We start from the raw sequence: 4,699 nt of genomic DNA, 5'->3' as shown, positions 1-4,699 counted from the left end.
TTGGACAAGCGTGAGGATGTGGATAATTATCTGGCGGTGATGGAGCGGTTGTGTATTGACGCCGAGCCCGCCACCCGCATCCGCGACACCCTCGGACGCATCCTCAAGGAGCTCTGACTCCCGAGCCCGCCGGCTGGCCCCTTCCGGCCACCGCCTACGGCTTGTGCCCACCGCCTACGGCTTGCGGCCGACGCCGCCCAGCATCCACGCCTTCTCCGGCGATCGCGCGGCCAGCGGGTTCTCCGGGCGCCACTCGCGCACGTACACCAGACCAGGGTCGACCAGCTCGAACCCGTCGAAGAACGGCAGCACCTGGTCGCGCGTCCGCGCCGCCGTCTCGCCCGGCCGGTCCAGGATCGCCCGGTAGATCTCCTCGATCGGTTCGACGACGTCCGGGCGGGTGTCGAAGACGACGTGGGTGATGGCCAGGTGACTGCCGGACGGAACCGCGTCCCGCAGCCACGCCACGCTCTTGAACGGGTCATCCGAATGCGGGATGAAGTGCAGCGAACCACAGACCACGAGGGCGAGCGGCTCTTGGAGATCGATCAGCCCGTGCAGACCGCACTCGGTGAGGAACTCCTCCGGGTGCAGAATGTCGCCCTCCACGACCGCCGTCCGTGAACTGTCGATGAGGATCGCCCGCGCGTGTGAGAGGACGACCGGGTCCTTTTCGACGTACACCACCCGCGCGTCGGATGTCACAGATCGGGCGATCTCATGACTGTTGCGCTGGGTCGGCAGCCCCGAACCGATGTCGATGAACTGCCGGATGCCCTGCTCGGCGAGGAAACGGACCGCGCGGCGGAGGAAGAGGCGGTTCTCCAGCGCGATTTCCCTGATCTCCGGTGCGATCGCGAGCAGGCTGTCGACGGCCTTCCGGTCGGCGGCGAAATTGTCCTTCCCGCCGAGGAGGTAGTCGTTCATCCGTGCGACATTTGGAACACTCGTGTCGACGTCGGCCAGGCCACGGCGGGGCACGTCCGTCACAACTCACCTTTCTCGGATTAACAGCCCTTACTGTGCCAGCCGATACCCACCGGATTCAATGCCTAACGGCGTTTCCGCTCTCCCCTGCACGACACCGGCCGCCGGCCGCCCGGCCACGACGACGCGCGCTGGCCTCCGAGACCCCGTGCGTCCGCTTCCCGGGCGCGGCGGGGCGCCCGCTTCCTAAGGCGTGTCCGGTGGATCACGTGCTGGTCGATCTGTGACGGCGAGGGGTGCGGGCGGTGCCGGCCGGGCGGGACGGTCCGCCCGGCCGGGTCGGAGCGTCGTTTCTGGCGGTGTCTACTCAGCGGAGAGAATTCTCCCCTGAGTAGACACCGGTGGAAGAGGACGGGCGACCCGGGTGTGCGATCCGCGATGATTGCCTGTTATCTCCTCGGGGTGGTCGTGTGAGGCCGTACCGGATGCGCGGCAAAGGCCCCACCCGCGGTGCCGATATGGGGCTTGTGCCCTCGTCCTGGGCCGCGGTCGCCGAGCACCCGGCTACGCCGTGGGCTGCGGACCGGAGCCGTCCCGGACGCCGGCTCGGCCGGCCGGGGTGACGAACCCGCCGCTATCGGACAGGGATCAGCCTGGTCTCCGTGCCGCCACAAGATCCACCCGACAGGTCCTAGTCGTGGCGGCGTGCGTCGGCCTCGCCAGTGCGACGCCGGGCGTCGGCCTCTTCGGCGCGGCTGCGGGCGTCCTCGGCCGTGCGCGCGGCACGGTCGTACTCGCGTTGGGTGACCTGTTCGTGCCGGCCGGCCTCCGCGCGTTCGGCCTCGGCGGCCTTCATCTGTCTCCGCAGCTCCTCGATGCGTCGGTCGGCGGCCGCGACGGCCTCTCGTGCGGCGTCCCGTTCGGACTCCCACTGGGCGAGGGAGCGTTCGGCCTCCTCGGCCCGCTCCGCGGCGGCCCGCGCCTCCTCCGCCAGCCGCCGCGCCCTGCCGCGGGGATCCTCCTCCGGCGCGGACCGCTTCCCCCGCGCCTCCTTCGGCTCCGCCTTCTTGCGGCGATGCGCCACCGATGGCGCCACGGCGCCGAGCGGCCCGAAGCCGGCGTGGCTCAGCGGATGCTCCAGCCGCCCGGCCCGTACGGCTTCGGCCGCGGAGGCGTCGGCGATGGCGGCCTGGAGCGTGTCCTCGACCTCCCGGCTCTGGGCCTCGTTCAGCGGCCGGCCCGCGTCCTTCGCCAGCTCTCGCGACCGGCGGACCAGCCCGTCCACCAGCGTGCCCCGCTCGCGTTCCAACTCGCCCACGTCGCCGCCGGACGACCACGCCTCGCGCATCCGCTCGCCGAGCCCGAGCAACGGCTCGACGCCGCCGTCGCGGACCAGGTGGTTGACGGCCCACGCGGAGACGGTCGGACGGCGCAGCGCGGTGAGGCGGCGGGCGTCCTCGCGCGGCAGCTCACCGGCCAGCCGCTTGCGCGTGGCGGTGAACTCGGACGGCGGGACGCCGTAGAGCCGGTCGGCGGCGGTGTCGAAATCCACCCCCTCATGATTCCCCGCGCGAAAGACGACACAAGGTGTCTGCTTTCGCTGCCAGCATCCCCGGCGACAGGAAAGGGAACAGACATGACACTGCAGGGAAAGGTCGCCCTGGTCGCCGGGGGCACCCGCGGAGCGGGGCGGGCCATCGCGGTCGAGCTCGGCCGGGCCGGCGCGACCGTGTACGTCACCGGGCGGACGACGCGCGAGCGGCGCTCGGAGCTGAACCGGCCCGAGACGATCGAGGACACCGCCGAGCTGGTGACCGAGGCGGGCGGCGAGGGCGTCGCCGTCGCGGTGGACCACCTCGAACCCGACCAGGTACAGGACCTCGTCGACCGGATCGACCGCGAACGCGGCCGGCTCGACGTGCTCGTCAACGACATCTGGGGCGGTGACGTGTACCTCCGGTTCGACCGGCGGCTCTGGGAGCACTCCCTCGATGACGGACTGCGGATGCTCCGCCTCGGCATCGACACGCACGCCATCACCAGCCACCACGCGCTGCCGCTGCTCATCCGCCGGCCCGGCGGCCTGGTCGTCGAGATGACGGACGGGACGGCCGAGTACAACGCCGCCTACCGCGCCGACGCCGGGTTCTTCTACGACCTCGTCAAGGTCGCCGCGCAGCGGATGGCACTGGCGCAGGCGGAGGAACTGCGCCCGTACGGCGGCACGGCCGTCGCGGTCACGCCGGGCTGGCTCCGGTCCGAGGCGATGTTGGAGATCTTCGGCGTCACCGAGGAGACCTGGCGGGACGCCACCGCAGAGCAGCCGCACTTCTGCGTCTCCGAGTCGCCGTCGTACGTCGGCCGGGCCGTGGCGGCGCTGGCCGCCGACCCCGACGTGGCCCGCTGGACCGGGCGGACGCTGTCGAGCGGCGAACTCGCGCGGGTCTACGGCTTCACCGACATCGACGGCACACGGCCGGACGCCTGGCGGTACCTCACCGAGGTCCGCGACGCCGGCCTGCCCGCCGACGACACCGGCTACCGCTGACCCCTCGGGCTTTGCGCCGAGGGTTTCCGTCGCCATGACGACGAAAAGTCCCGGCGCTGCCGCGCCGACCACTGCCGCGCCCGCATCCATCCTTCGGTGGGCGCGGAGATATCCGGAACCTGGCGTGACACACGACGAGGGGGAGGTATGGGATGGCCGATGAGGTTGCGGACACCGACGATCGTGACCCGGCCGTCGGCGTGACGGCGATGGCCGAGCAGGTCCTCGCGCTGGCGGCGACCTGGACGGCCTGGGACGGCCGTCCGTTCCCCATCGATGACCGGGTGTACACCCCGCACAAGGCGATCCGGCGGGTCAACGACCACCTCATCGACCACCTCGCCGAACTGGGGGATCGGCCGGCCGGCACCGGCCGGTCCCCGACCGGTGCAACGCGTGATGGCGTGCGGCGCGCGTCCTTGACGGCGCGCGGCCGCGGGGCCGGCAAGGCGGCCTCACGACTCCGGTCGATCTGGCGCCGTTCACCGAACAGGACCTGGACGAGGCCGGGAGCCGGCTGACCCGGCTCGCCCACATCCGGACCGCTCGGCTGAACGCGCTGACCCCGGATCGGCTAGACCGTTCGCCCGGAAGGATGGAGCTTCCGGCAACTCGCCTTCCACCTGGGCGGGTGGACCTACTACGCCGACGCGGTCGGGGAGCTGTCGGTGGTCGAAACCGGCCGCTGATCCCGGTGCCGGACCTGGGGCGGGTCCGGGGCGTACAGGCGGTTCATCCGCGCGGCGGCGTCCGCGAGGAGGGCGCGCAGCTCCGGTGGGTCCAGGACCTCCGCCTCCGGGCCGAGGCGGAGGAGCTGTGAGTAGGCGACCTCGACGGACTCCACGGGCAGGGTGACGGTGACCCTGCCCTGGTCATCGGGCGCGCTCGCCGACGTCAACGCGTCCGGCAGGGCGACCGGGTCCGCGACGTGACGCAGCGCCCGAAGCCCCGGCGGTGTCAGCCGTACGGTGGCCCGGGTCCTGAGCAGCGAGCGCTCGAAATCCTCCGCCCGCTCGTCCCAGAACGCGGCCAGGTCGAAGCTCTCGTCGCGGACGAAGCGCTCCGATCCGGTCCGTACGCCCTCGAAGCGGTCCACGCGGTACACCAGGAAACGGCCTCCGGTACGGCCGCGCGAGCGGCGCTGGCCCGGCTGGACGACGGCACCTACCGGTTCGTCGACTACCTCGACGATGACGCGGTCTCCGACATCCCGGTGCGTCTGTC

The 4,699-nt window shown here is 71.8% G+C and carries 5 protein-coding genes; 2 read left to right on the top strand and 3 right to left on the bottom strand.

Annotated features, from left to right (window positions below):
- Positions 1-174: 174 nt before the first annotated feature.
- Entirely contained in the window at positions 175-990 is an 816-nt protein-coding gene (locus AB0K82_RS44280; protein WP_364409718.1) for an SAM-dependent methyltransferase, read from the bottom strand.
- A gap of 628 nt (positions 991-1,618) precedes the next feature.
- A complete protein-coding gene (locus tag AB0K82_RS44275; protein WP_364409715.1) occupies positions 1,619-2,479 on the bottom strand; it encodes a hypothetical protein in 861 nt (286 codons plus the stop codon).
- 84 nt (positions 2,480-2,563) lie between these two features.
- Here AB0K82_RS44275 and AB0K82_RS44270 point away from each other — a divergent pair, with 84 nt between their 5' ends.
- Together AB0K82_RS44270 and AB0K82_RS44265 are read left to right on the top strand one after the other, a co-directional pair.
- On the top strand, positions 2,564-3,475 hold the full coding sequence (locus tag AB0K82_RS44270) for an SDR family oxidoreductase (protein ID WP_364409712.1): 912 nt from the start codon (positions 2,564-2,566) through the stop codon (positions 3,473-3,475).
- A 152-nt stretch (positions 3,476-3,627) separates the two neighbouring features.
- Positions 3,628-3,996, top strand: a complete 369-nt coding sequence (locus tag AB0K82_RS44265; RefSeq protein ID WP_364409709.1) for a hypothetical protein — start codon at positions 3,628-3,630, stop codon at positions 3,994-3,996.
- A 119-nt stretch (positions 3,997-4,115) separates the two neighbouring features.
- Here the strand turns inward: AB0K82_RS44265 and AB0K82_RS44260 are convergent.
- A partial coding sequence (locus AB0K82_RS44260) for a WYL domain-containing protein (RefSeq protein ID WP_364409706.1) occupies positions 4,116-4,699 on the bottom strand: 584 nt, incomplete at its 5' end.

This window comes from Actinoallomurus sp. NPDC052274 (genome assembly GCF_040679475.1).
GTDB classification, from domain to species: Bacteria; Actinomycetota; Actinomycetes; order Streptosporangiales; family Streptosporangiaceae; genus Actinoallomurus; species Actinoallomurus liliacearum.
The sequence above is the reverse complement of the archived record's forward strand: the minus strand, read 5'-3'. Positions and strand labels throughout refer to the sequence as shown.